This window comes from Halorientalis salina, from assembly GCF_005049285.1.
Taxonomy (GTDB): domain Archaea; phylum Halobacteriota; class Halobacteria; order Halobacteriales; family Haloarculaceae; genus Halorientalis; species Halorientalis salina.
In genome coordinates, this window is record NZ_SOSC01000002.1 from 438,506 (window position 1) to 462,463 (window position 23,958).

Sequence of the window (23,958 nt, forward strand, 5' to 3'; positions counted from 1 at the left end):
TATTGATTCGACGAAACCGAGAGACGACGGCAGGAGACGAATCGGCCCGCCGGTGCCCGATTCTGGTTCGAGTCGGGACAGGATCGGGACGCTCGCGAGAGCCGTGAAGCAACCGTTATTACAGGGACACTCCATGGCACGGATGGATGCTCGAACTGGAGCACGGGTTTCGCGTCGTCGACGCGCACGTCCGGTTAGAACCCGACGAGTCCCGGCGGCCCGACCGCCAGACCGGCGACCCCGAGACCATCGAGCGGGAGATGCACCAGGCCGGCGTCGTCCGGTCGGTCGTGTTTCCCGGCCCGCGGGACGGGAGCTATCTCAAGGCGAACAACGCCGTCGCCCGGATGAGCGTCGGCCGGTCGTTCGTCGCCTTCGCCCGCATCAACGGCGTCCGCGACCCCGGCGGGAGTGCGGGCGCGCGCCTCCGGAACCTCGCCACCTCCCGCGACGAGGCCCACACCTCGCCCGAAGACGTCGAACAGTACGCCTACGACGACCGCTTCGCGGGCTTCAAACTCCAGCCGGCCACCGACGGCCTGCCCGACGAAGAAGTCCTCGAAGAACTGGCGGACGTGGGCCTGCCCCTGCTGGTCCACGGCGGCGAGCAGTTCCCACCGTCGGCCGTCGCCGACCACCTCCTGGGATATGACTTCCCCGTCGTCATCGAGCACTTCGGGGGCTACCCGTTGAACCGCGGGCTGACCGAGCGGGCCGTCGATCTGCTCGACGACCACGAGTCCTGTTATCTGGATACGAGTTTCGTCCGCTTTCGCGACCCGATGGAGCGGGCCATCATGGAACACCCCGACCGCGTCCTCTTCGGCAGCGGCGCACCAGGTACGCACCCCGACGTGGCCGTGATGGAGATTCTGACACTGGACGTCCCCGAGGATTCGATGCGGCGCGTCTTCTCGAAGAACCCCTCCCGGGTCATCGAGGAACTCGGTCCGTCCGGCGGCGAGTGAATCCTTAGAAGGAGACCACAGGCAGTTTTACCGCCAGTCGTAGACCGTCACCGCTCGGTCCGACCGGAGCGAGCGGCCACGTGGGTTCCGGCGGGTCGACCGGTCGGAAAAGCGCGCGGCGACGCCGTCTTTCAGTCCGCTACCGATGCCGGTCAGCACGTCGCGCCCGTTCCCGAACCACGAGGACGGGGCTGCGTTGCCGGTGGCGACCTCCCGAAGCGTGCTGGCGGCGTCGCGCAGGCCGTGTCCGAGCACGCGGGCGACGACGGTCGGCCGGAGGCCGTAGTTCTTGGCGAGGCGATAGGCCAGCGCACGATATTTCCAGTTCCAGTCGGTTTCGGCGACGCCGCCGTCGGTCCCGAACTCGTTGCGGACGCACATCTCGCTCTCCCAGACCACCTCGTAGTCCATGCCGGCGAGTCGGTGGGCGGCGTCCCTGGAGCCGCCGGTCAGCAGGTACTCGTCGAACCCGTCGAGTGCATCGAGGGCGTCGCGGGAGAACGCGGCGTTGTCGCCGTTGAAGTAGGTGACTGTTCGGCCCTTGATCGTCCGGGACTCGACGGTCTCGGTGGTCAGTCCGGTCTCGAGTTCGCGGTGGGTCGGTCCGGTCACGACGTCACCGCCGTCGAGGCCGGACGAGAGGGCGTCGAACCAGCCGTCCTCGACGACGAGGCCGTGGTTGAGCAGGGCGACGACGTCGCCGGTCGCGCGGTCGATGCCGGCGTTGCGAGCGACGTTGATGCCCCGGTCGGCGATTTCGACGAGGACGTCCACGTCGTCGCGGTCGCGAACCATTCCCGTGGTCCCGTCGGCCGACGGGCCGTTGACGACGACGACCTCGGCGTCGGGGACGCGCTCGGCGAGAGCGTCCAGACAGCCCGCCAGCTGGTCCCTGCCGTTGAGCGTCGGGACGATCACCGAGAGCTTCATACCCCTGGGTACCCCGCCGGAACCCTAAAAAACTCGCGACGTGCTCGCGGGAAAAGATAGCAAAAGTGACGGCTTCGGTCAGGGAACCTGGGTGTTCCAGTAGGAGACCGACGCGAGACGCTTGCCCAGGGGCGACCTGATGAGCGTCCGATCGATGTCGCGGAACGTGCTCGCGAGTTTGTTCGGGATCTGGCGGTAGAGGCCGTACGGGAAGGCGAAATCGTGGTCGGCCTCGACCAGCGAGAGGTCGGCGCTGTCGAGCAGCCGGGAGACTTCCCACCGCGAGTAGAGACGCGATCCCATCGGGAGCGCCCACGTGTACAGCGACCGCGTCGTAAAGCGATTGAAGGTGTCGAAAAACACCTGGTCGCGGGAGACGCGGCGCATCTCCGAGAGGAAGGATGCGGGCTGGTCGGCCAGGTGGAAAAACCGCATCCCCATGACCGTATCGAAGCTGTCGTCCGGGAACGGGAGCCGCCCGGCGTCACCGCGCATGAACTCCAGGTTGTCGGCGACGCCGGCGCGCTTTGCCTTCTGTCGTCCCTGCTGGAGCATCGGGCCGGAGATGTCCAGGCCGACGACGTCGGCCCCGCGCTCGGCCAGCATGACGGTGAACCGGCCGGTCCCGCAGGCGATCTCCAGTATCTCTTTGTCCTGGACCGGTCCGATAGCGTCCAGGACAGCCTCTTTCTCGCGCCGGTCGATCAACCGGCCGCCGCGGGAGAAACGCTTTTCCTCGTACTCCTCGGCGATGTCGTCTTCCTGATACCACTCCTGGCCCTTCACGGTCTATCGTAGTTCCGACACCGGGGGAATAAAACGATACTGAAACGTTCCGGCGACCACGCCGCCACCCGGTGTCAAAAACCGGTTTGCGGGACCGGGTCGTACACGGCGTATGCCGACCTGCAAGCACTGCGACCGCGAGTTCAATCCCGCGGAACTCGTCAGTCACGAGACCGACCGGCTGCGACTGGTTCACTGTCCGGCGTGTGAGGCCCCGCTCGGGAGCTACCGGAAACACGGCCAGCGGGAGCCGTCCAGCGAACGCCGCTAGCTCGTCGTGACAGTCTCGGGTTCGATGCGGACGATGACGCGTGCGCCCTCCTCGTCGCCGAGGTTCGGATATTCCTCGACGTCCATGTACCGCTGGGCGAGTTCGTTGATGTGGTCGACGGCACCGTCCTCGGTCAGTTCGACGGCCTCGCCCTGGACGGCGAGGAACCGATACGGGTCGTCCGGGTCGGTCATGCTGAGCGCGACGTCCGGGTTCGCCCGCAGATTGCGCTCCTTTCGCCGGCCGCGCGCCGTGTTGAAAAGCAGGTGACCGGCCTCGGGGTCGTAGTCGATCCACACCGGCGTGACGTGTGGCGACCCGTCCGGTAGGATCGTCGACACGTGGGCGAACGTTTGCTTTTCGAACAGGTCGAGGGCGGAATCGGGAACCTGCATACCGGAATCAACGGACGCCACCCGGTTATTGGTTCCGGCAAATTATGTCACAGAAGTTTGTATAAGGATGCATAAAATGCACTTATTTGTTCGTATTGTTTTGTCACACTTGTAGCCAAGGTTTACCACTACCGCCGTGAGAGAGACGTATATGAGTACGACGCCGGAGGACGGCCCACGTCAGGGGAACGGGAAGGAGAGTCCGCTCGCGGACCCGGACTTTCGCGAGGAACTGCGCGAACTACCGCCGAGCGCCAAGCTCGTCGCCAAGGTACTCGAAGGGGACTCGCCGCTGTCGCAGGGACAACTCGCAGAGGAATCCCTGCTGCCCGACCGCACGGTCCGGTACGCACTGAACCGACTGGAGGAGTCCGACCTCGTTGGATCGCGCTACAGCTTCCACGACGCGCGCAAGCAGGTGTACTACCTGAGTAGCTGAGCGGTCGACCGTGATTGAGGCGAACTGACCGCCGGACATTTGCCGGGCGCACCCATGGGGGTGGGTATGGACGTCATCCGGGTTTCCGTCGAGACCGCGACCAGCGCGCCCGACGGCCGGACGAACGCGTATCTGCTCGGGACCGACAGCGCGCTGCTCGTCGACCCAGCAGCCCGTACTGACGACCTCGACGACGCCATCAGCGACAGATCCGTCGACCACGTCGCGGTCACGCACCACCATCCAGACCACGTCGATGCCGTCGAAACGTACGCCGACCGGTGTGACGCGACGGTCTGGGCACACGCGACGCACGCCGACGGCTTCGCGGCCGCAACCGGCGTCAGTCCCGACCGGACTTTCCGATCGGGAACAGTGATCGATGTCGATGGGGACGAGGTCCGCATCCGGGACACGCCCGGGCACGCGCCCGAACACGTGGCTTTCGAGTGGACCGGGGGCGCGCTCGTCGGCGACCTGGCAATCGCCGCGGGCAGCGTCGTCGTCGGCGGTCCCGAGGCGGACATGCGGTCGTATCTGACCAGCCTCCGGCGACTCCACGCGCGGAACCCCGAGAACCTGTACCCGGGCCACGGCCCGGTCATCGAGGACTCGCGGGCGACGCTCGAACGGCTCGTCGTCCACCGGCTGGAACGCGAAGCGCGGGTTCGGGCCGCGGTCGAGAGCGGTGCCCGCACGGTCGACGAGATTCTCGATGCCGCCTACGACAAGGACATCAGCGACGTGCGCCGGCTGGCGGCGGCGACCGTGCGCTGTCACCTCGAAAAGCTCGACACCGAGGGTGACATCGCCTGGGACGGCCAGCACGCCGAACCGCGATAAGCCGGCGGCCCACGCGGGTCAGACCGTCGGGACTGGGATCTCGTCGAGCACGTCAGCGATGACCGCGGTCGCGTCCACGTTGTCGACACGCGCGTCGGGCGTCAGCACCAGCCGATGGGCCAGGACCGGGCCGACGACGCGTTTGACGTCGTCGGGCGTCACGAAGTCCCGGCCGACGACGACGGCACGCGCCCGGGATGCCTCGAACAGCCGCTGGGTGCCGCGGGGGGAGACGCCAACGTCGACCCGGCGGTCCTCGCGCGTGCCGCGAGCGATGGCTGCCATGTACTCCAGGAGATCGTCCTCGACGTGGACGGTCTCGGGCGTCGTTCGGAGCGACCGGACCTGTTCGGGGCCGAGAACGGCATCGACGCTGGGACTTTTCGACTCGCGACCCCGCCGCCGTCGGAGGAGTTCGACCTCGCCGTCCTGGTCGGGGTAGCCGATGGCCGTCTTGACCGCGAACCGGTCGACCTGCGCCTCGGGCAACTCGAAGGTGCCCTCCATCTCGACGGGGTTCTGGGTCGCCATCACGAAGAAGGGCTGTGGCAACTCGTAGGTGTCGCCGTCGACGGTGACCTGGCCCTCGCCCATCGCTTCGAGCAGCGCGCTCTGGGTCTTGGGCGGCGCACGATTGATCTCGTCGGCCAGCACGACGTTCGCGAAGATCGGCCCCTTCGAGAACTCGAAGGTGCCGTCGCGCTCGTTGTAGATGTTCGTCCCGGTCACGTCGGCGGGGAGGAGGTCCGGCGTGAACTGGATCCGGGAGAAGGATAGCCCGAGCGCGGAGGCGACGCTGCGGGCGGTGAGGGTTTTTCCGGTGCCGGGCACGTCCTCCAGGAGGACGTGACCGCGGCCGACGATACCGAGGAGGACGGTTTCCAAGAAGTCGCGGTCGGCGACGACGGCCGACCCGACTTCGTCGAGGACCGATTCGAGGGCGGAACTCGCATCTGCGACTTCCATACCGGCTTGTCCACGACCATCCGTAAATGGGATTCGACTAGCGGCAATCTACGTACCTGTCGACGGGAACCGTAACGTACAAACTACCCACGGTGGTACGATTGGGTGAGCCGAGGTAGCCTAGCCTGGCCAAGGCGGTTGCTTCGAGAGCAACTGTCCTCACGGACTCAGGAGTTCAAATCTCCTCCTCGGCGCTTCTCCACGAACCACACAGCGAGCGACCGCTCTGCGTGTCGCTCGCTCGGTGAGTGGTGTACGACAGTACGAGATTTGAACGAGAGGAGTCGCAGCGTGCGAACGGAGTGAGCACGACCGTCTCCGCGTTGTTCACAATCTCCTCCTCGGCGCTTCTCCACGAACCACACAGCGAGCGACCGCTCTGCGTGTCGCTCGCTCGGTGAGTGGTGTACGACAGTACGAGATTTGAACGAGGCCAGACGCGCACAGCAGAGCGAGCACGTCTGGACGTAGTTCACAATCTCCTCCTCGGCGTTTTCCACGAACTGATCAGCGACCGATCACCACCCTTCCGAGAGCAGAACACACTTAACCGATGGCACATATCTACAGGTAATTGCGGCGGACGGGTTTCGTTCTCCCGCAGTAACGCCCGCTTCAACGGACAGTCCCGCGAGTGAGTCACAGTATATGGTTGTTCGACGAACATTCCACCACGCGAATCGTAACGCAGCATGAACGCAAACGAATCAGAGTTCGATGATCTACAGGAGACGGTCCGGGCGGAAGTGCCCGAGGACCTGTCGGTTGCCCGGGTGACCTACGAGGGGCCCCGGCTGATCGTCTACACGGACACGCCCCGGAAGTTCGCCGAGGCGGACGGTGTCATTCCCCGGCTGGCGAGCACACTTCGGAAGCGAATCACCGTTCGACCGACCGAGGAGAGTCGAACCGATCAGAAGCAGGCCCGCGAGCGACTGCTCGAACTGCTTCCCGAGGAGACCGGCGTCTCGAACATGGAGTTCTATCCCGAGACCGGGGAAGTGCTCATCGAGGCCGAAAAACCTGGGCTCGTGATCGGACGGCGGGCCAGCAGGCTCGACGACATCTCCCGGGAGATCGGCTGGACGCCCGAGGTCCTGCGGACGCCGCCGATGGAGTCCTCGACCGTCTCGAACGTGCGCAACTTCCTCGTTCAGGAACGCGCCGAGCGGCGGGAGTTCCTCGAACGCGTCGGCAAGCAGATTCACAGCACGGCCGAGGATCCCGAGTGGGTCCGGATCACGACGCTGGGCTGTTGTCGCGAAGTCGGACGAGCCAGTTTCGTCCTGGCGACTCCCAACACGCGCGTGCTCGTCGACTGCGGCGACAAGCCGGGGGCCGAGGGGGAGGTCCCGTACCTTCAGATGCCCGAGGCGAACCCGATCGCCGACCTCGACGCGGTCGTGCTGACCCACGCCCACCTCGACCACAGCGCTCTGCTCCCGCTGCTTTTCAAGTACGGCTACGACGGGCCGATCTATACGACCGCCCCGACGCGCGACCTGATGGGGTTGCTCACGCTGGACTACCTGGACGTCGCCGCGAAACAGGGGCGGACGCCGCCCTACGAGAGCGAGATGGTTCGGGAAACGCTCAAACACACCATCCCGCTGGAGTACGAGGACGTGACGGACATCGCGCCGGACATCAAGCTGACGATGCACAACGCCGGCCACATCCTCGGGAGCGCGGTCTCGCACTTCCACATCGGCAGCGGGCTGCACAACGTCGTGTTCTCCGGGGACATCCACTACACGGACACGCGGCTGTTCAACGGCGCGTCGAACGATTTCCCGCGGGCCGAGACGCTGGTCATGGAGTCGACGTACGGCCGCAACGGCGACTACCAGACCGACCAGGCCGACAGCGAGCGCAACCTGATCGACCTCATTTCGGAGACCTACGAGGACGGCGGGAAAGTCGTCATCCCCGCCTTCGCCGTGGGCCGGTCCCAGGAGATGATGCTGGTCTTCGAGGAGGCCATGCGGGAGGGCAAGATCCCGACGATGCCAGTCTACCTCGACGGGATGATCCGGGAGGCGACGGCGATCCACACCGCCTATCCGGAGTTCCTCCGGGACGGGCTCACAGAGCGGATCCTCTACGAGGACGACAACCCGTTCATGGCCGAGCAGTTCCAGCAGGTCGACGGCGGCGAGGAGATGCGCGAGGAGGTCGCCGGTGGCGAGCCCTGTATCATCCTCTCGACGGCGGGGATGGTCAACGGCGGCCCGATCCTCTCCTGGCTCGAACTGCTGGGGACCGACCCCGCGAACGCGATGATCTTCGTCGGCTACCAGGCCGAGGGGACGCTGGGCCGCCAGATCCAGGGCGGCCAGCGCGAGATCACCCTGAACGACCAGCGCGGTCGGGCAGATCGGCTCAAACTCGACCTCCGGATCGAGTCGGTCAGCGGGTTCTCGGGTCACGCCGACCGGAACGGCCTGGAGAACTTCGTGCGGACGATGAACCCACACCCCGAGGAGGTCCTCTGTGTCCACGGCGACGAGACCGCGACCGACCAGTTCTCCTCGGCGCTCTACCAGAAACTGAACATGCGGACCTACGCGCCCAAGAACCTCGAAACGTTCCGACTGGAGTAACGTCGACCGGGACGCCAGGCGGATTCACGCGCTCTTCTCGATGTGTGGGGACCATATTGACCAGCCGACAGCGTGCGTTAGCGCTGCTCGGGGTCCGCGTTCACGTCGCCCGTTCGGTCCCGGACGAACCCGGTCCGGAAGGCGATGTAGGCCAGCACGCAAATAAAGAGGATCGGGGGGAGGATGAGGAACCCCCAGATGGGGTTGAGCCCCCAGGCGAGGATGAGGCCGAGACACGATAGGCCGAGAAACAGGAAGGGGAGCACCGCTAACACGGCTCGCTTCCGGTTGAGCTCGCCCTCCACGAGTGCCGAATCGTCCATGTTCGACGTTCGAGGGCCGAATAGAAAAACACCGCGTGTTCCGTCTCCGACACGCACCCTCGGCCCCCTGACTGAGCCGCGAGGGGGCAGCTTACTCCGCGGCCCGTTCGCGCGCCGCCGCGACCACCAGCGGCAGGGTGATCGTCGCGTCGGCGTAGACCGACGCGTTCCGGGCGGCTTTCTCCAACTTCCCCCACGACCGGGCTTCGTCCAGCGTCGCGCCCGAGAGCCCGCCGGTCGAGGGCTGGTCCATCGTCAACTGGACCGCGTAGTCGTAGGCGTCGGGCGCGACCAGCATCGTCTGCAGGACGAAGTTCTTGGGGACGCCGCCGCCGACGACCATCGCCCCGGCCTCGTCGGCCTCGAAGGCCTGGTCGGTGATCGTGTCCATGTCCGCGAGCGCATCGAGCGAGAAGTCGCTCGTCTGGCCGTACATCCACGCCTGGAGGCCGAGCACCGAGTCCTGGATGGCCGGACAGTAGATCGGCACGTCGTGTTCGGCCGCCGCCGCGGCGATACCCGGTCCCTCCTCGACGTCTTCCTGTTCGTTGACCTCGGCGTTGGCTCGGCCCAGTCGCTCGGTCAGTCGCTGGATGCTGACCGCGCCCTCCTCGGCGAGCACCGGAAACACCTCCTCGCGGAGGTGGCCCTCGAACAGCGCGAAGTGTTCCTGCGGGAGGTAGACGTTGTAGATGCGGTCGACCTCCTCGTCTCTGAGCTGTTCGTCGTGTTCGCGCTCGGTCTTTTCGGCGTCGTGGACCTGTCCGTGGTGGTGTTTGCCGCCGATCGCCTCGATGGCGTCGTGGGTGAGGTTCGCGCCGGTGGTCACGAGGGCGTCGATGTGCCCGTCGCGGATGAGGTCGGCGACGATGCGGCGCATTCCGGTCGGAACCATCGCGCCGGCGAGGCCGAAGAAGTTGGTCACGTCCTCGTCCAGCATCTCGGCGTAGATGTCGACGGCCTCGTGGAGGTCCGCCGCGCCGATACCGGCCTGGCCGTACTCCTCGGCCAACTGGCCGACGGTCATGCCGGCCCGGGCCTCGGCGTGGGCGATGGGGTCGTGGGAAAAGGTCTCACGTTCCGGTGGCTGCCACTCGTGGTCGTCTCCGTCGTCGGTCATTGCCGGAGAATCGCAGTCGATACGTTTCAAGACCGCGGTCTCGCTTGCCGCAGGGCCGTCCGGCGGTTAGGAGACGAGGATCCCGATCACGCCGGAACTCGTCGTCGTGTCCACCCCGTAGCTGAGGGCGGAGACGACGACCAGCGCGACCACGGCGAACGCGACGAGCCAGTGGACGGGATACCCGCGCTCGGTCGTCAGGTAGAGGCCGAGTCCGACCAGGCCCGGGGCGATCCCCAGCAGGAACAGCGCGACGACGCCGACGCCCCACGTGAAGTGGTGCTCGCCGGTCCGGTGGTCGCGGCGGAACTCCCGGTAGAAGAAATAGGCGAGCGTGAGTACGGCTGCCGAGAGCGCGAGAGTGCCCAGGGCACCGAACAACTCGGGAAGGCTCTGGAGGGGCGAGACCGGGAACTGGAGGGGCTGAGACATACTAGCCGTGAGTTCGCCGGGCAGGACAAAAGGGTGGTGTCTCCGGAGTCGGTCAGTTCGTCGTCGTGATCTCGACCACGTCGCGGTGGTCGAGTTCGTGATCGGCCCCGATCTGGCGACCCGAGCGGGCGTCGTGGCCGTGCAGGAACCCGTCGCCGATGTCGGTGTGGAGGAAGTACGCGAACTCCTCGGCGGTCGCGCCCTCCGGCAGGACGAAACAGTCCTGCAGGAAGGTGCCGTCGTCCTTGGGGCTGTCCGCGCCGGGGAACACCGCGATGGCCCCGAACTCCTCGAACAGCGCCGTCTCGATGGCCTGCTGGACGCCCGTCCCGGAAAAGTCCGAGACGAACGAGCGGATCTGTTCTAAGCCGGCGGCCTGTTCGTCGCTCAGATCGTCGACGATCTCGAACTCGCTCGCGCCGGGTCGGTAGTCGACCGCGCCCTGTTCGTCGGCCCCCTTGAGCGCCTTCTCGGCGTGGGCCGAGGCCGGGACGATCGTCAGGTGGTCGTAGTCGGGGTCGTCGGTTATCTCCGCGAAGTTCTCCTGGGCGGCGGGCGTGTCCATCTTGTTGGCCGCGACGATCATCGGCTTGGTCCGGATGCGGATCTCGCGGGCCAGTCGTTCCCGGTCCTCGGCGTCCCAGGTCTCGGGGTCGAGATCGAGGTCCAGCGAGAGGATCACCTGTTTGATCTCGTCTTTGTTCGTCCGGAAGGCGCTCATCTGCTCGGCGAGGTCGACCTCGATTTCCTTCTCCTCGCCCTCGTACCCCGTGCGATAGCGCTCGATTCCCTTCTCCAGGATGTCGAGGTACCACATGTCGAGTTCGTTCTCCAGGAAGTCGATGTCATCGCGCGGGTCGTGGCCCTCCGTCTGTTCGCCTTCCATGTCCGTTTTCCCCGAGAAGTCGACGACGTGGACCAGCACGTCGGTCTCGTTCAGGTCCGAGAGGAACTGGTTACCGAGACCTTTGCCCTCGTGGGCACCAGGGACCAGTCCCGCCACGTCGACGAGTTTGACGGGAACGTAGCGAATCCCGTCCTCACAATAACCGTGGTTAGGCGTACAGGAGTGGTCGAACTCCGGGGCAGCGCAGTCGACACGCACGTAGGCTTCGCCAACGCTCGGATCGATCGTCGTGAAGGGATAGGCCCCCTCCGGCACGTCGTTCATCGTGGCTGCATTGAAGAACGTCGACTTCCCCACCGAGGGTTTGCCGACCAGCCCGATCTTGTAACTCATTTGGCCTCCGTAGCCCAGCCAATCGCTAAAGGGTTTCTACCCTGATAGGTTGTGGGTGAGAGTGACTCACACTGCCCGTGCGGGACGGACAGGTGTCTTTTTGTAGTGTTTGTTCGGACGCAGTTGTAATGACGAAGCGGTGGTCAACACGGCGTACCATGTGGGAACGCCCTGCGGCAGGGCCGGGACGGGTAGTCCTGGGAAGTACACCGGGGCTGGACGACCGGAACAGACACCGGTCGAGAGCCCGGTCGGGGCACGCGACGACTCCCGCGGCGATCGTGCGGGGGCGCTGCTGATGGCTAGCGGTCCGGCGTTCGAGACGATGGCCGAGCACCGGCGCGTGTTCGACCAGATATGGACCCAACTGCCGGAACAACAGAACCGAACGTCCTCGTCGTGGTGGTTTTTCATCCTGTTCCCCGACGGCGAGGAGGGGTACGGCCCCCGGCAGCTAATGTTCTCCATCGCCGCCCGCGTGGGGGACGAACTCTCCGTCAACGACGTCCCGGTGCAGGGGATGGACCTCGACCGACCCACGGACGACGGCGTCGACGAGTTCGGCGCGGTCTCCGTCGGCTGGGACGGCGACGACGAGGGAGTCGACGAACACGTCGTCAGACAACCGGCCGAGGCCACGCTCTCCGACGAGGGCTTCATCGAGGCCTGGGCCGAGTCCGACGACGGGACCAGACGCGGCAGCGAAATCAGGGCGTCCGAGAATCGGCCGCTGGGCCTGGACGCGCATTTCGTCGGGGAGAAAGGCGAGGCCCGCTTCGAGGCGTGGGGCGATCTGGACTGCCAGATCTCCTCGCCGCATCACTCCCTGAACATCGACACCGTCGCCGGCGGCATCGACATCGTCGCGTGGCGACGGATGGACTTCGAGGGGGAGTTCGACCTGCCCAAGGGCCGGGAGACGCTGACGGGGAAGTGTTACTTCCAGCGGGTCTGTCTCAACATGCCGCTCCACCCGTGGAAGTGGGTCTGGGCGATCTTCCCCGACGGGACGGCCTTCTCGGTCATGATCCCGTTCCTGGGCCCACAGCTCCTGCGCCGTGGCTATCGGTTCCTGCCGTCGAATGTCCTGGAACGGGCGACCGTCCCGGTTCGCCAGAACGGCCTGTGGGACTGGGGCACGTCCGAACCGGCCGTCGACTTCGACACGGCCAGCGTGACGCCGATTCTGCACTCCGATACCCATCCGGAGTTCGAGGTCCGCGCACGCAACGACCAGGGTGATTTCGTGGAGTTCGTCGCGAGCCCGTACGGCCACGCGCGCAATCACATTGACCGACCGGTGCTCGGTGACCGGCTCGAATCACACTGGAGTTACAACGAGTACCTGATCCGCATGCGCGACCTCGAAGGCCGCATCGGGGACACCGCCGTCAGTTCCGAAACCATGGGACAGGCCTTCGGCACGCTCGAATACAGCTGGGGCATGGGACTGTGAACGGGCGGGGCCGCCTCGTGCCCTCATACGTTCGATTTTTGTAATAATTAAATGAAGAAATAAACTTATGAGCGGTTAGCGGCCAGATGTTCGTATGGGCGAGACCGTCAGCGAGTACGAGCACCTGACGAGGAAAAAGCGCGAGCGCCGGGGCAACACCGAACTGGCGACGGTCACGGACGTGTCGGTCGGGACCCGGACCGTGGTGCTGACAGCCCGGTTCGACTGGAGCGCCGACGAGGTCCGGTTTCGCTACGACATCGACGAGGACCGCGACGTACTGAAACTCGAATCGCTGACCGAATCGGTCGGCTACGACTTCGAGCAGGTGGGCTTTCTGGAGGGCGAACCGATCGAAGTGACCTACACCGACGGCGAGTGGGTGCCGTCGGCCCACGCTGCCCACGTCGAGGGCGGCGGGTCGGCCGCCGAGACGTTCCGGGCCGAACTGCGACTGCTGGCCCGGGAACTCGCCCGGTTGCCCAACGTCCCCCGGCGCGGGATCAGGGCCGTCCGGACGGCCTCGACCCAGCAAACCATCATCGGCGTCATTCTGGTGAAGAAGGTACTCATCGTCGTCCTGCTGGCGTGGTACCTGCTGTAATGCGGGATTCACAGCCCGGTGACACCGTGCTTTTGTCCGTCGAGGCCGAGTCTTCCGGTATGGCAGAGCCGGGGAGCGAAGACGCGACGACGCGACGGGCGAGGATCGCCGAGGCCATCACGGCCCATCGCCGAGCAGGCAGCCAGTCGGCCGTGTTTTTCGGCCCGAAGGGGGACGACGTCCCGGTCGTCGAGTACGTCGACCGGGAGATCACGGTCGAGGTCGACGACGCGGAGCGCGACCGGTTGGATACGCTCCTCTCGGAGTTCCCCGTGTTCAAGATCGCCCAGCCGGCGACCCGGAAGTCCCCCGCCAGCGAGGTCCACGTCTCGGCGCTGGCGGACCCGAAACACACCGCGGACTTCGTCGACCGGCTGGTACTGGACGTCTACGAGTTCGACGAGAACTACGCGCTGGCGATCGCCGAGCCCTGATCACTCCACGAGCGGGAGGACGATGCCGAAGACGAGGGGCGCGAGCAGTGCGATGAAGATTCCCAGGAACTCCAGATCGACGAAGAGCGTCTGTCCCCACGCCGGCAGCGGGCCGAAGACGGCACCGCCGACGACGTCGACCAGGAGCGCACCGAGGAACAGCGACACGCCGAACAGGAAACTCCGTTTGGTCCACGTCGGATAATCGATCGAGTTGGTTCGAGCCATAAAGGGTCGTAGCTACGGAGTGGTTTGTAGCTCTTTTGGAACCGGTGAGTGAGAGCGGGCGATCGGAAGCGCCGAGTTCGGGGCACTTTTTACGCCGGCCTGACCTCACAGGATACGAGCGAGGACCGAGATGGGATACGCCAGTACCTTCGAGACGTTCGTCGACTACCGAGCGAGCCTGAGTTACGTGGGAACCGTCCTCAAGGTGCTCTCGATCGCACCGCTGGTTCCCGTCCTGGTCGCGCTGCGCTACGGCGAGAGTCCCGTCCCGTTTCTCGTCGCCAGCGGCGTGATGGTCGGCCTTGGCCTGGCCATGGAACGGCTCCGGCACGACCGCACGCTCGAACGCCGCGAGACGTTTCTGATGGTGAGTCTCACCTGGCTGTTCGTCCCACTCGTCGGGACGATCCCGTACCTCGTTGCCGGGCAGGGTACCGTCGCGCACCCGGTCAACGCGCTGTTCGAGTCGATGTCCGGGTTCACGACCACGGGAGCGACCGTCCTCGGGGAGATTTCCTTCGAGCGCCACTCTCACGCGATGTTGTTCTGGCGACAGTTGACCCAGTGGCTCGGCGGCATGGGAATCGTCGTCCTCATGGTTGCCATCCTCCCGGAGCTATCGGTCGGTGGCGCACAGGTCATCAACGAGGAGGCCCCGGGCGTCGGTATCGACAAGCTGACGCCCAGGATTCAGGAGACTGCTCGCGCGCTCTGGAAGATATACCTGGGGCTCACCGTCGCGGCGGCGGCGGTCTACTACGGACTGCATCTCGCGGGCCTGGCTCCGAACATGGGGCTGTACAACGCCATCGCCCACGCGCTGACGACGATGCCGACCGGCGGGTTCTCCCCGGAAGCACGCAGCGTCGAGGTGTTCTCTGCGGCCGTCCAGTGGGCGATCATTCCCTTCATGATCGTCGCCGGGACCAACTTCGCGCTGTTCTGGTACGTCCTCAAGGGCGAGCCGCGACGACTGGTCGACAACGACGAGTTCCGTGGGTACCTCCTCGCGATGGGGGTCGTGACGACGCTGATCGCGGGCCTGCTGTTCGCCGGCGTGGGACTGGCCGAGACGCCGGCGAACGTCGACCCGATCCCGGGGAACCTCGAGGACTCGGTTCGCCAGGGCCTCTTTCAGGTGGCCTCCATCGTGACGACGACAGGATACGCGAGCATGGACTTCAATACGTGGGACCAGTCCGCACAGGTCGTGCTCTTCCTGGCGATGTTCCTGGGTGGCTCGGCGGGATCAGCGGCTGGGTCGGTGAAGATCATCCGCTGGGTCATCATCAAGCGTGCGATGGACCGACAGCTGTTTACGACGGTCCATCCCGACGCGGTACAGCCGATCCGGGCGAACGACAGCGTCGTCGACGAGAACACGATCCGTGACGTGTTCGTCTTCGTGTTCGTCTTCCTCACGATCTTCGCCGTCTCGACGGTGCTGCTGTTCGTCGACGGGCTCCGAACGGGACTGGACCTCACCGGACTGGAGGCGATGAGCGTCGCCATCGCCACGCTGGGGAACATCGGCCCCGGCTTCGGTCTGATCGGTCCCATGAACAGCTTCCAGCCGTTCTCCGAGTTCGGGAAGCTCTACATGGTCATTTTGATGTGGATCGGCCGACTCGAAATCCTCTCGGTCCTCGTGATCTTCACGCGAGCGTACTGGCGACCCTGAACGTTCAGGACCGCCAGTACGCCGGCGTCAGCAGGACCAGAACCGGGATGATCTCGATACGGCCGACCCACATCAGGACGATCATCGCGACTTTCGTCGTCTCCGGAAAGACGTTGTACGTGCCGTACGGCCCCGCCGCACCGAAGGCCGGACCGATGTTGAGAAACGTCGAGGCGGCCGCACCCATGGCGTCAAACTCCCCGACCACAGTCGCCGAACGGGTGGTGTCCGTGATGATGAACACCGTGAAGACGGCGAAGATGATGAGCGAGAGGAGGACGTAGCCGTAGATGTCCCGGATCGTCTCCTCGTCGACGACACGGCCGCTCACCCGGACCGGCCGGATCGCGTCGGGGTGGACCTCGGTGAACAGATCGCGGCGGAAGGACTTGACGACCACGAGCCACCGCAGCGCTTTGATCGAGCAGGTCGTACTCCCCGCCATTCCCCCGACGAACATCCCCAGGAACAGCATGTGTTTGGCTGCGGGCGACCAGAGGTCGAAATCGACCGTTGCGTACCCCGTCGTCGTCACGATGGAGACGACCTGAAAGAGAGCGTGGCGAGCGACCGGTTCGATCCCCTGAAACTGCTGATCCGTGATCAGGAACCCCGCCGTCAGCGCGCTCAGCCCCAGCACGACGCCGAGGTAGAACCGGAACTCCTCGCTGTCGCGGAGTCGCCCGAAATCACCCTTGAGGAGGAAATACAGGAGGACGAAGTTCGTCGCGCCGACGAACATGAAGGGGATAGTCGCCCACTGCACGGCCGGCGAGTAGGCCCCGATACTCAGCGGTTCCGGGGAGAACCCGGCCGTCGAGATGGCCGTGAAGGCGTGGGCCACCGCCTCGTAGATCCCCACGTTCGGAGCGAGGCCGACGGCCCGCAGTCCCAGCAGGGTCACCACCATCAGCGCCGTCAGGCCGAGGTAGATGGCACCGAGCAGCCTGGCGGTCTCCTCGATGCGCGGCGTGAGCTTGGTGACGTTCTCCGTCTGGGTCTCGGTCTCCATCAGCTGTGCGCCACCGACCGAGATCTGGGAGAGCACGGCCACGGCCAACACGAGGATGCCCAGGCCCCCGAGCCACTGGAGGGTTGCCCGCCAGAGGTGGATCGTCCGTCCGTGCGCGTCGAACGACTCGATGACCGTCGCCCCAGTGGTCGTGATGCCGCTGGTGGCCTCAAACATCGCGTTGATCGGCTGGGCGAGCGCCCCCTCGCCGGCGATGACGAACGGCAGTGCGCCGACGAACGCGATAGCCAGCCAGGTGACCGCGACCATCAGATACGCCTCGCGTAGGCCAAGGTCACCGCGATCGAAACGTTCGAGCCCCAACCCGGCCGCGAACGTCACGGCGGCCGGGATCGCGAACGGTTCCACCTGTTCGCCGTACCAGACGGCGACGAGAACCATCGCGACCAGCGGAATCGTCAGCGATTTCAGAACAGTCCCGACCAGGCTGGCGCTCGTCCGCCAATCGACCCGCACCGACGGACGCGAGATCACAGTTTCTCGGTGACCTCCGAAACGACGCCGGTGTCCGTGAACACGACGACGTGATCCCCAACTTCGACGACGGTGTCACCGCGTGGCGTGATGAGTCGGCCGTCGCGGGTGATCGCCCCGATGACGACTCCCTCGGGGAGGTCGGCGGTCGAATCCCGGATCGGCCGGTCGACGAGGACGCTCTCGGCGTCGATCTCCAGTTCGATCACTTCGGCGCGGTCGCCGTCGATGATCGATACGTTCTCGGCGCGCCGAGCGCGGGTGAACCGCGTAATCTCCTCGGCAGTCGCCTCGCGCGGGCTTACCGCGACGTCGACCCCGACGGTCTCGAACAGGTCCGCGAAGTCGCCGTTGTTCGTGATCGCGATCGTCCGACTCGTCCCCATTCGCTTTGCCAGCAGCGTCGCCAGCAGGTTCTGCTGGTCGTTCTCCAGGGCAGCGACGAGCGCGTCCGCGAGTCCGACGTTCTCCGTTTCGAGCAACTCCTGGTCGGTCGCGTCCCCGTTGATCACGGTCGAATTGGGGAGTTGCTCTGCCAGCCAGCGCGCCCTGTCCTCGTCTTTCTCGATGATCGTCGATTTGAGCCCGCGTTCGTCCAGCAGGAGCGCCGTCTGATAGCCGATCTCGCCGCCGCCGACGATGACCACCTCGGTTGGCCCTTCCTCCTGGGGTGCAATGGCGGAGCTGAACCCCCGCATACTATCGGGGCTCCCGATGGCGACGATGTCGTCGCCGGCCTCGATGACCGTGTCACCGCGCGGGATGAGCACAGCATCGTCGCGGATGATCGCCGCGAACGTCAGTGAGTCGAACCGGTCGGCCTCCTTGATTGTCTGGTTCGCGACTGGACTGTCGGCGGGGATCTCGAACTCGGTCATCTGGACCAGCCCGTCGGCGAACATGTCCACGTCCAGCGCCGTCGGAAGCCCGATGATCCCGACGATCGATTTCGCCGCCAGCAGGTCCGTACAGACCATGAAGTCCACGCCAAAGGCCCCCTTCGATCGCTCCCAGGCGTCGAGGTACTTCGGGCTCTTGACGCGGGCGATAGTGAACGCGTCGCCGAGCGTCTTCGCGGTCCCGGCAGTGACGATGTTCGTCTCGTCGTCGTCCGTGCTGGCGATCACCATGTCGGCGTCGGTGACGTCCACGCCCTCCAGGGTCTCCACGTCGGTCCCGTCACCCTCGACAGGTAGCACGTCCAGCGAGTAGGTCAGCGACTCGACCCGTTCGGAGTCGATGTCGATGACGACGACGTCGTGGTCCTGGGAGAGGCTCGCGGCGATGCTCGACCCGACCTGGCCGGCCCCGACGATAATCACGCGCATAGATGTAGATGCTCCGGAGGGGTCATGCCTCGACGGTATTCGCGGTATCGGTAAGTGAATTTCCCTTCGATCGAATTCACGTCGGCAGCGTGTACGAGAACTTAAGTTCGGCCCAACCTGACTGATCGCATATGAACAGGTACGTCGTCGATGGATTCAGAACCGGGACCCGGACGACTGTACGCCGGCAATCACGTATTCATGTCTGACGTGTTCGAGCGCGTTCTGCTACCGGTCGCGAGTCGGGACGACGCCCGCGCCACCGCTAGCGCCCTCGAACCGTACGTCGGTGACCGAGTCGTCGCCGTCCACGTCGTCGAAAAGGCCGGCGGTGCCGTCGACAAAGCCTCCGTCGAGCAACGCGAGGAGGAAGCAGAGCGCATCTTCGCCGTCGTCCACGAGAAACTCGGCGATCTGGTCGACGTCGAGACCCGCATCGACTACGGGACCGACGTGGCCGAGACGATCTTCGCGGCCGCCGCCGACGTGGACGCGACGAGCGTCGTCTTCACGCCCCGGAGCGGGAGCCGCTGGGTTCGCCTGCTGACCGGCGACGTGGCCCTCGACCTCATCACGAAGCGAGACCGTCCAGTCATCGTCCTGCCGGATCGGGGTGAGGAATGAGCGACGAGGAACTCGCCAAGGACCTCGGGCCGCTCGCTGCGCTGACCATCGGCGTCGGGACGATGATCGGAGCGGGGATCTTCGTGTTGCCCGGCGACGCCATCCAGCAGTCCGGCTCCTTCGCCGTCGTCGCCTTCCTCATCGGCGGCGGGATCGCACTCCTGACCGCCCTCTCCGCGAGCGAACTCGGGACGGCCATGCCCAAGTCCGGCGGTGCCTACTACTACGTCAACCACGCGCTCGGGCCGCTGTTCGGTTCGATCGCCGGCTGGGCCAACTGGCTCGGCCTGGCCTTCGCCTCGGCCTTCTACATGGTCGGCTTCGGCGAGTACATCCAGGACATCGTCGGTCTCGGAGAGACAGTGGGAGTCGGTCCGGTCGCGATGGACGCCGTGACGCTGCTGGCACTCGTCGGCGGCGCCTTCTTCATCACGGTCAACTACGTCGGGGCCAAGGAAACCGGGAAACTTCAGAACGTCATCGTCGTCATCCTCGTGGCCATCCTGACGGTCTTCACCATCGCCGGCGCGCTCCGGGCGGAGCCGGGGAACCTGCCGGCGGCCAAGGGCTACGGCTCGATGATGGTCACGACCGGCATCATCTTCGTCTCGTATCTCGGGTTCGTCCAGATCACGAGCGTCGCCGAGGAGATCAAAAACCCCGGGAAGAACCTCCCGCGGGCGGTCATCGGGAGCGTCCTCCTCGTGACGGTCATCTACGCGCTCGTGTTGGTCGCGATGAGCGCATCCGTCGAGCAGGGCTTTATCGCCAGCGAGCAGGCTGCCGGGAACATCGTCGTCGTCTCGGCGGCCTCAGAACTGCTCGGACCGATCGGGGCCGTCTCGATGCTGTTCGGCGGGTTGCTGGCGACGGCCTCCTCGGCGAACGCGTCGATCCTGGCGTCCTCGCGGATCAACTTCGCCATGGGCCGGGACAAACTCATCACCCCGAAGCTCAACGACATCCACCCGCGCTTCGCGACGCCGTATCGCTCCATCGCGATGACCGGCGCGCTCATCCTGTTTTTCATCCTCGCGGCCAACGCCATCGGCGGGAACGCCATCGTCTCCCTGTCCGGCGCTGCGAGTTTCCTCCATCTGGTCATCTACGGGCTGCTCAACATCGCCTTGCTCGTGATGCGGACGGCCGATCCTGCCGATTACGAGCCCGATTACACGGTCCCGCTGTACCCCTTCACGCCGATTCTCGGAATGCTCTCCTCCTTTGCGCTGATCTACTTCATCGAGCCGACCATCCGAACCCTCGGGTTCGGACTCGTTGCGGCCGCCGTCGCGTGGTACTTCGTGTACGCACGATCGCGTGCGGACAAGCAGGGCATCCTCGGACAGTACATCCTCTCGCGCTCGGAGTCGATGCCCGATTCGGCCGTCGCTGCCGCCAGCGGCGTCCAACCCGACGGGGGCGACTACCGCGTAATGGTCCCGCTGGCAAACCCCGAACACGAACAGGAACTCATCACGCTGGGCAGCGCCGTCGCAAAACAGCGCGGGGGCAGCGTCATCGCCACCCACATCGTCACCGTCCCCGACCAGACCTCCCTGGAGTACGGGGCCGAGCACGTCGACGAACTCGACGCACAATCGGCGGATCTGCTGGCTGCGGCCAAGGAGGACGCCGAGACGTTCGGCGTGCCGGTCGAGACCCAGACCATCCTCTCCCATCGCTCCTTCGAGGAGATCTTCACGGCCGCCCGGACCCACGACGCCGACATGGTCGTGATGGGCTGGGGTCCGGACGCACACGGCTCGCCGGGGCGCGCAGAGTCGGCCATCGACGAGCTGGCACACGACCTGCCATGTGATTTCCTCGTGTTCAAAAATCGCGGGTTCGACACCTCCGACGTGCTCGTCCCGACGGCCGGCGGCCCCGACTCGGACCTGAGCGCGGCCATCGCCAAGACGCTCCAGACCGAGTTCGGCAGCGAGATCACGCTCCTGCACGTCGCCGACGACAAGGCCGCCGGCGAGGCGTTCCTGAGCGAGTGGGCGGCCGACCACGAGATCGGCGACGCGCGCCTGCGCGTCGAAACCGGCGACGTCGAAGAGGCCATCGGAACGGCCGCCGACGACGCCACCCTGCTCATCATCGGCGCGACCGAGGAGGGACTGCTCTCCAGGCTCGTCCGCGGCACGCTCGTCCTCGACGTGGTCGACGAGGTGGACTGTTCCGTACTGCTCGCCGAGAAACAACGCGACCGGTCGCTGCTCGAACGACTCTTCGGGTGACCGGTCCCCCGTATCACCGGGTCGACCGGTTTTGGCCGTGCCTACCCCCAGCGAGCCCCCAGTCGGGGATATCGACGCCAACAGTGTGTCTCGGCCGGTAACTGACCCGTAACTATACGCCCGCCTCTCGTCGCGAGGACATGGCAGTCGTCGACTCGCTCATCGTGTTCATCGTGAGCCTCCTCATCGGCGCGGCCGGGATCTACGTCGGCGCACGGGTCATCACCGACACCGACGACTTCAGCTACGCCCTGATCACGGCCTTGATCGCGTCGATCGTCTGGACGCTCGTCGCGTTGTTCCTGGGCTGGATCCCCCTGTTGGGCCCACTGGCCGCGCTGATCGCGTACGTCGGCGTGATCAACTACCGCTATCCCGGCGGCTGGCTCCCGGCGATCGGCATCGCGCTCGTCGCCTGGCTCACCTCCGTGATCGTCATCTACGTCCTCGCCGCCCTCGGCCTCACCGCCTTCGACGCCGCGGGCGTCCCCGGCGCGTGATCGCGAGCGCAGTCGCTACGTGGGTGTGAAAAAAGACGTGAAAGAAAGGGAAGTTAGTCGTTGCCGAAGACCTGGCGCATCATGGGGTGCATCTCCATGAGCTGTTCCTCGGCGATCTCCTCGTAGATCTTGTAGGTGATCGACACCGTCAGCAGGAGTCCGGTCCCGCCGACGTTCCCGATCGTCCCGAGCATGTTCGCCGCGACGGCGAGCAGCCCCACGAGGGCACCGCCGATGACGGTGACCTGCGGGATGTACCGCTCCAGGACCTTCTCGATGACGCCGGGGTTCTGCCGGAAGCCCGGGATCTGCATCCCCGAGCCGTGAATCTGCTGGGCAGTCGCCTCCGGCCCCATGTCGGTGGTCTCGACCCAGAAGATCGCGAAGATCGCCCCGCCCACGACCATGAAGAACAGGTCGATGAACACGCGGAGCGCGATCATCCAGGGCTCGGCCGTCGTCTGACCGAGCCACCACATCCAGTCGCCGGGCGACTGGATCGGTGCCATGAAGTAGAACAACCCGCCGACCGGGTCCGGCCCGGAGTAGGTCCCGAGCCAGCTCGGCATGTTGGCCATCTGGGCGTTCAGGATCCGGCCCAGGAACTGGATGTTGGCCTGCAGCGCGCGGACGAGAATCATCGGCAGGACGCTGGCGTAGATGAGCTTGACCGGGAACCGGCCACGCGCACCTTTCACCCGCGAGTTGCTGAGCGGAATCTCGACCCGAACGCTTTCGGCGTAGACGACGACCACGAAGATGAGGACCGTCGTGAACAGCGACAGCAGGCCGTACTGTGAGTTAAACAGCGCCTGCTGGAAGCCGCCGCCGAAGAGCGGCCCGATCTGTATCTCGCCGAGCGCGATGGCGATCCAGGCCGGGAGGAACCCGATCTGTTCGCTCCCGAGCTGCGGGATCGTGAAGAAGCCGCCGATGAGCGACTGGCTGACGCCGGCGATGATGAACAGCCCGACACCGGAGCCGACGCCCCACTTCGAGACGATCTCGTCCATGTACAGGATGAGCATCCCGCCAGCGAAGATCTGGGCGAACAGGATCCACTTGACGGCGAGGACGCCGCCGGGGATCGCCGCGGCGAGCGCCGGATCGGCCGGCAGGAACTCGCCCGCGAACACCATCGGGAACCCGGTCAGGATACACATCACGATAACCAGGAACTTCTGGAGACCCTGATAGAGCACCTGATCGCGCGGGTTGTTCTGCGTGTCCAGCCCCAGCAGGTCCGCACCGCCCAGCAGTTGCAGGACGATGGACGCTGTCACGATGGGGCCGATCCCGAGCTGCATGATTGTCCCCTGGCCGCCGGCGAGGATCGACCGGAAGCGACCGAAGATGTCGCCCCCGCCGCTCCCCAGGCCGAAGAGGAAAACGTTCGTCAGGAAAAAGTACAACACCAGCACGCCGCCAGTCCAGGCCAGCTTCCGCTTGAAGGGAACGTGTCCCTCCGGCCGCCGGACTGTCGGCATGCGGGTGAGTACCGGTTCAGCGGTCTCCTTCCAACCCATGCTACTCGTCCCCTTCTGACTCCTCGTCCGTATCAGTATCGGCTTCCTTCTCGGCCTTGCGCTCCTGGCCCAGCTCGGTCAGCTCGGTGTCCCCACCGGCGGACTCGAGCAGGTCCGTGGCACTGTCCGAGAAGGCGTCGGCGACGACGACCAGTTCGTTGCGGACCTGGCCGCCACCGAGGACCTTCACGGCGTCGACCTCGTGGCCGTCCTCGACGACGTCGCGCGCGTCGATGCGGTAGCCGCCGTCGGTCTCCTCGGCGACGCCCTCCGCCGCCAGCAGCGCGGCGTCCTCGTCGAGTTCGCGGACGTCGATCTCCGCGATCTCCTCTTTTAACTTCTGGGGTCGCTTGAAGCCGGACTTGCCGAGCGGTTCGTGGTTGTGGAACTCGTGTTTGTCCCGACCAGCGGCCCCACGGCCCCCTCGGTGGCCCGCGCCACGTCGGTTCTTGTGCGTGCCGCCACCGTGCGTGCGTGATCCACGCTGTCGTCGTTTCTTACTCGTCAT

Annotated in this window: 25 protein-coding genes and 1 tRNA gene; 13 read left to right on the forward strand and 13 right to left on the reverse strand. The window is 65.5% G+C overall.

Annotation, left to right across the window (positions count from 1 at the left end; translation table 11 throughout):
* Window positions 1-146 precede the first annotated feature (146 nt).
* A complete protein-coding gene (locus E2481_RS06675; protein WP_136716348.1) occupies window positions 147-968 on the forward strand; it encodes an amidohydrolase family protein in 822 nt (273 codons plus the stop codon).
* Between the two features lie 27 nt (window positions 969-995).
* On the opposite strand, the gene E2481_RS06680 is transcribed toward E2481_RS06675, so the two are convergent.
* On the reverse strand, window positions 996-1,898 hold the full coding sequence (locus tag E2481_RS06680; protein ID WP_136716349.1) for a glycosyltransferase family 2 protein: 903 nt from the start codon (window positions 1,896-1,898) through the stop codon (window positions 996-998).
* Between the two features lie 78 nt (window positions 1,899-1,976).
* Complete coding sequence (locus E2481_RS06685; protein WP_136716350.1) at window positions 1,977-2,684, reverse strand: class I SAM-dependent methyltransferase; 708 nt, start codon at window positions 2,682-2,684, stop codon at window positions 1,977-1,979.
* A gap of 112 nt (window positions 2,685-2,796) precedes the next feature.
* On the opposite strand from E2481_RS06685, the gene E2481_RS18635 reads away from it, so the two are divergent.
* Entirely contained in the window at window positions 2,797-2,955 is a 159-nt protein-coding gene (locus E2481_RS18635) for a hypothetical protein (protein ID WP_169302386.1), read from the forward strand.
* Here E2481_RS18635 and E2481_RS06690 read toward each other — a convergent pair.
* Complete coding sequence (locus tag E2481_RS06690) at window positions 2,952-3,350, reverse strand: PPOX class F420-dependent oxidoreductase (RefSeq protein ID WP_136716351.1); 399 nt, start codon at window positions 3,348-3,350, stop codon at window positions 2,952-2,954. The genes E2481_RS18635 and E2481_RS06690 overlap by 4 nt on opposite strands.
* 151 nt (window positions 3,351-3,501) lie before the next feature.
* On the opposite strand from E2481_RS06690, the gene E2481_RS06695 reads away from it, so the two are divergent.
* Window positions 3,502-3,789 carry a MarR family transcriptional regulator gene (locus E2481_RS06695; protein WP_136716352.1) on the forward strand — a complete coding sequence of 96 codons (288 nt, stop codon included), beginning with the start codon at window positions 3,502-3,504 and terminating at the stop codon, window positions 3,787-3,789.
* Window positions 3,790-3,855: 66 nt separating this feature from the next.
* Window positions 3,856-4,632: an MBL fold metallo-hydrolase gene (locus E2481_RS06700; protein WP_136716353.1), complete on the forward strand. Its 777-nt coding sequence runs from the start codon at window positions 3,856-3,858 to the stop codon at window positions 4,630-4,632.
* An 18-nt stretch (window positions 4,633-4,650) separates the two neighbouring features.
* Here E2481_RS06700 and E2481_RS06705 read toward each other — a convergent pair whose 3' ends face one another.
* Entirely contained in the window at window positions 4,651-5,598 is a 948-nt protein-coding gene (locus E2481_RS06705) for an AAA family ATPase (protein WP_136716354.1), read from the reverse strand.
* Between the two features lie 109 nt (window positions 5,599-5,707).
* Here E2481_RS06705 and E2481_RS06710 point away from each other — a divergent pair.
* Window positions 5,708-5,792, forward strand: a tRNA-Ser gene (locus tag E2481_RS06710).
* Window positions 5,793-6,290: 498 nt separating this feature from the next.
* Window positions 6,291-8,201 (forward strand): beta-CASP ribonuclease aCPSF1, encoded by a 1,911-nt coding sequence (locus E2481_RS06715; protein ID WP_136716355.1) that lies wholly within the window; start codon window positions 6,291-6,293, stop codon window positions 8,199-8,201.
* 77 nt (window positions 8,202-8,278) lie between these two features.
* Here the strand turns inward: E2481_RS06715 and E2481_RS06720 are convergent, their stop codons facing one another.
* The 4 genes from E2481_RS06720 to E2481_RS06735 all read right to left on the reverse strand — a co-directional run bounded on the left by E2481_RS06720 (window position 8,279) and on the right by E2481_RS06735 (window position 11,316).
* Complete coding sequence (locus E2481_RS06720; protein ID WP_136716356.1) at window positions 8,279-8,524, reverse strand: hypothetical protein; 246 nt, start codon at window positions 8,522-8,524, stop codon at window positions 8,279-8,281.
* Between the two features lie 91 nt (window positions 8,525-8,615).
* A complete protein-coding gene (locus E2481_RS06725; protein ID WP_136716357.1) occupies window positions 8,616-9,644 on the reverse strand; it encodes a deoxyhypusine synthase in 1,029 nt (342 codons plus the stop codon).
* Window positions 9,645-9,710: 66 nt separating this feature from the next.
* Entirely contained in the window at window positions 9,711-10,076 is a 366-nt protein-coding gene (locus tag E2481_RS06730) for a hypothetical protein (protein WP_136716358.1), read from the reverse strand.
* 52 nt (window positions 10,077-10,128) lie between these two features.
* Window positions 10,129-11,316 carry a redox-regulated ATPase YchF gene (locus E2481_RS06735; RefSeq protein ID WP_136716359.1) on the reverse strand — a complete coding sequence of 396 codons (1,188 nt, stop codon included), beginning with the start codon at window positions 11,314-11,316 and terminating at the stop codon, window positions 10,129-10,131.
* A gap of 298 nt (window positions 11,317-11,614) precedes the next feature.
* Here E2481_RS06735 and E2481_RS06740 point away from each other — a divergent pair, with 298 nt between their 5' ends.
* From E2481_RS06740 to E2481_RS06750, 3 genes are all read left to right on the forward strand, one after another.
* Complete coding sequence (locus tag E2481_RS06740) at window positions 11,615-12,772, forward strand: hypothetical protein (protein WP_136716360.1); 1,158 nt, start codon at window positions 11,615-11,617, stop codon at window positions 12,770-12,772.
* Window positions 12,773-12,866: 94 nt separating this feature from the next.
* Window positions 12,867-13,376, forward strand: a complete 510-nt coding sequence (locus E2481_RS06745; RefSeq protein WP_136716361.1) for a hypothetical protein — start codon at window positions 12,867-12,869, stop codon at window positions 13,374-13,376.
* A gap of 59 nt (window positions 13,377-13,435) precedes the next feature.
* On the forward strand, window positions 13,436-13,810 hold the full coding sequence (locus E2481_RS06750; RefSeq protein ID WP_136716362.1) for a hypothetical protein: 375 nt from the start codon (window positions 13,436-13,438) through the stop codon (window positions 13,808-13,810).
* Here E2481_RS06750 and E2481_RS06755 read toward each other — a convergent pair whose 3' ends face one another.
* Complete coding sequence (locus E2481_RS06755) at window positions 13,811-14,038, reverse strand: DUF7860 family protein (RefSeq protein ID WP_136716363.1); 228 nt, start codon at window positions 14,036-14,038, stop codon at window positions 13,811-13,813.
* Between the two features lie 130 nt (window positions 14,039-14,168).
* Between E2481_RS06755 and E2481_RS06760 the strand changes: the two genes are divergently transcribed.
* Entirely contained in the window at window positions 14,169-15,719 is a 1,551-nt protein-coding gene (locus E2481_RS06760; RefSeq protein ID WP_136716364.1) for a TrkH family potassium uptake protein, read from the forward strand.
* Between the two features lie 4 nt (window positions 15,720-15,723).
* On the opposite strand, the gene E2481_RS06765 is transcribed toward E2481_RS06760, so the two are convergent.
* Both E2481_RS06765 and trkA read right to left on the reverse strand, forming a co-directional pair.
* Window positions 15,724-17,133 carry a TrkH family potassium uptake protein gene (locus E2481_RS06765; protein WP_136716454.1) on the reverse strand — a complete coding sequence of 470 codons (1,410 nt, stop codon included), beginning with the start codon at window positions 17,131-17,133 and terminating at the stop codon, window positions 15,724-15,726.
* Between the two features lie 89 nt (window positions 17,134-17,222).
* Window positions 17,223-18,554 (reverse strand): Trk system potassium transporter TrkA, encoded by a 1,332-nt coding sequence (gene trkA / locus E2481_RS06770; RefSeq protein WP_136716365.1) that lies wholly within the window; start codon window positions 18,552-18,554, stop codon window positions 17,223-17,225.
* 150 nt (window positions 18,555-18,704) lie between these two features.
* On the opposite strand from trkA, the gene E2481_RS06775 reads away from it, so the two are divergent.
* The 3 genes from E2481_RS06775 (at window position 18,705) to E2481_RS06785 (ending at window position 21,924) form a co-directional block, all read left to right on the forward strand.
* Complete coding sequence (locus E2481_RS06775; protein WP_250137746.1) at window positions 18,705-19,178, forward strand: universal stress protein; 474 nt, start codon at window positions 18,705-18,707, stop codon at window positions 19,176-19,178.
* Window positions 19,175-21,424 carry an amino acid permease gene (locus E2481_RS06780; RefSeq protein WP_136716366.1) on the forward strand — a complete coding sequence of 750 codons (2,250 nt, stop codon included), beginning with the start codon at window positions 19,175-19,177 and terminating at the stop codon, window positions 21,422-21,424. The genes E2481_RS06775 and E2481_RS06780 overlap by 4 nt, the downstream gene beginning before the upstream one ends.
* Window positions 21,425-21,564: 140 nt before the next feature.
* Entirely contained in the window at window positions 21,565-21,924 is a 360-nt protein-coding gene (locus tag E2481_RS06785; protein WP_136716367.1) for a hypothetical protein, read from the forward strand.
* Window positions 21,925-21,977: 53 nt separating this feature from the next.
* Here the strand turns inward: E2481_RS06785 and secY are convergent, their stop codons facing one another.
* Both secY and E2481_RS06795 read right to left on the reverse strand, forming a co-directional pair.
* On the reverse strand, window positions 21,978-23,450 hold the full coding sequence (gene secY, locus E2481_RS06790) for a preprotein translocase subunit SecY (protein ID WP_136716368.1): 1,473 nt from the start codon (window positions 23,448-23,450) through the stop codon (window positions 21,978-21,980).
* 1 nt (window position 23,451) lies between these two features.
* Entirely contained in the window at window positions 23,452-23,958 is a 507-nt protein-coding gene (locus E2481_RS06795) for an uL15m family ribosomal protein (protein WP_136716369.1), read from the reverse strand.